The 2,524-nt window shown below is 52.5% G+C and carries 2 protein-coding genes; both read left to right on the top strand.

The genetic code is table 11. The features are described 5' to 3' along the window. Nucleotides 1-133: 133 nt before the first annotated feature. The gene (locus ACYC56_RS15215; RefSeq protein ID WP_461375018.1) at nt 134-2,011 is read left to right on the top strand and encodes a site-specific DNA-methyltransferase; all 1,878 of its coding nucleotides are present in this window, start codon (nt 134-136) and stop codon (nt 2,009-2,011) included. Between the two features lie 8 nt (nt 2,012-2,019). After that, nucleotides 2,020-2,524 (top strand): virulence RhuM family protein (locus ACYC56_RS15210; protein ID WP_461375017.1); only part of this gene is annotated, 505 nt, incomplete at its 3' end.

Raw genomic sequence — 2,524 nt, 5'->3', positions numbered from 1 at the left:
TGTGTCTTGGTGAGTTTCGGAGCTTCGCGCGTAGCTTTTTTCCATCCAGCGCCGGTGATATTGTTCTTCTATGATGATTACCCCAAGAGGAACTTCTCAGTTCCACCCCCGATGAAAGAACACGGAGCCAGACTTGGATGATATTCCCGATAAATTGGATTTGAACTCTCGTGACGTTACCGCGGACAAACGGGAGGAGCTGCTGCGCCTGTTCCCGGAATCCCGTACGGAGGGTGGAAAGATCGACTTTGAGCGGCTGAAGCTGGCTCTCGGTGAGGCTGTGGACACCGGCCGGGAGCGCTACGGCATGAACTGGCCGGGCAAGGCCGACTGCTTCCGCACCATCCAGATGCCCAGCCTCGGTACTCTGCGCCCCGCCCCGGAGGAGAGCGTCAATTTCGACACCAGCGAGAACCTCATCATCGAGGGTGACAACCTCGAAGTGCTCAAGCTGCTGCAGAAGTCGTATCTGGGCAGGGTGAAGATGATCTACATCGACCCGCCCTACAACACCGGCAACGACTTCATCTACCCCGACAAGTACAGCGAATCGCTACAGACATATCTGGAATACACCGGCCAGGTGGACGCAGAAGGCCGCAAGTTCGGCACTAACTCAGACACTGATGGCCGCTTCCATTCCAAGTGGATGAACATGATGTATCCGAGGCTGTATCTGGCGCGGAATCTGTTGCGGGAGGATGGGATGGTCTTTATTAGCATTGATGATGGCGAGGTAGACAACACACGCAAGCTTTGTGATGAGATTTTCGGAGAAGAGAATTTTGTAGAAAACATCATTTGGAAGAAGCGTTACGGTGGTGGCGCCAAAGAGAAGCACTTAGTATCCGTGCATGAGTATATCTTGGTATATGCGAGACAAATCGATTTGCTTGGTGAACTTTTTGTGCCGTATTCTCAATCATCAATAGAACGCTATTACAAACAAAAAGATGAACACTTCGAGACACGTGGTCCTTTTAGGACACACCCGCTAGAAGCCACCAAAAGCATGGGCGAGAGAAAAAATCTTGTTTTCCCGATTAATGCTCCGGACGGTACAGAGATTACACCGAAACGCCAATGGTTATGGTCAAAAACCCGCGTGCAAAGTGCATTGACGAGTGGTGAACTAGCTTTTCTACGCGACAAAGACGGTAATTGGTCAGTACATACCAAGCAATATCTAAAAGATGAGAACGGCGTTGTCCGACAAAGCAAAGCATTTTCGATCATAGATGATGTGTTTACTCAACATGGTACAAACGAGATAATCGAATTGTTTGGAGATGTGCAGGTTTTTCCGTTTCCCAAGCCGACGGGCCTTTTTAAGCCATTACTTGATTTGATAGCAGACGAAGAAGCAGTTGTCCTCGATTTCTTCGCAGGTTCCGGGGCCACCGCCCACGCCGTCCTCGATCTCAACAAACAAGACGGTGGCAACCGCAAATTCATCCTCGTCCAGCTTCCCGAACCAACCGGTCGTGAAGACTATCCCACCATCGCCGACATCACCAAAGAACGAGTCCGCCGGGTCATCCAGAAGCTCAACGAGGAAGACGCCGGCAAGCTCGATCTCGACGACGGCCAGAAACAGGATCGCGGCTTCCGCGTCTTCAAGCTCGACGAATCAAATTTCAAGACCTGGAACGCCGAGGTTCCTCACTATGCCGACCTGTTGCGGGAACAGATGGAAATGCACGTGGAGCACGTCCGGCCCGGCCGCTCCTCCCAAGATATCCTCTACGAGATTCTGCTGAAGAGCGGCTTCCCCCTCACCACACCCCTGGCGACCATGACGCTGGCAGGCAAGACTGTCTATAGCGCAAACAGCGGTTCACTCTTCGCCTGCCTGGAGCCCGAGCTCACCCTGGAGCTCATCCGCGCCATGGCCGGCGAAAAACCCGAACGCGTCGTCTGCCTCGACCAGGGCTTCGCCGGCAACGATCAGCTCAAAGCCAACGCCGTCCAGATCTTCAAGAACAAGGGCATCACATTCAAAACGGTATAGGGGGAGACGTGGAACAAGCAGAGCAGGCCGGAGAGCTGATTCTCTACACCGCCGAGGACGGGTCCGCGGCAATCAACCTTCGTGTTTATGAAGGAACTGTATGGCTTACCCAGCTTGAACTATCGGAACTGTTTCAGACTAGCAAGCAGAATATTAGCCTGCATATAAAGAACATCCTCGAAGAAGGAGAATTGCTGGCCGCCTCAGTTGTCAAGGAATCCTTGACAACTGCCGCAGATGGTAAGAATTACCGCACGAATCTGTATTGCCTCGAGATGATCCTGGCAGTAGGTTTCCGCGTGCGCAGTCCACGCGGCATACAGTTTCGCCAATGGGCCAATAATAACCTCCGTGAGTACCTGATTAAGGGCTTTGTGATGGATGATGCCCGCCTGAAGGAACCGGGCGGCTGGGACTATTTCGACGAATGGCTTGCCCGCATTCGCGAGATCCGAGCTTCGGAAAAACGGTTTTACCAGAAAGTACGCGATTTATTTACCACGGCTGTTGATT

The sequence above is a fragment of the Candidatus Aquicultor sp. genome, from assembly GCF_054640775.1.
The sequence above is the reverse complement of the archived record's forward strand: the minus strand, read 5'-3'. Positions and strand labels throughout refer to the sequence as shown.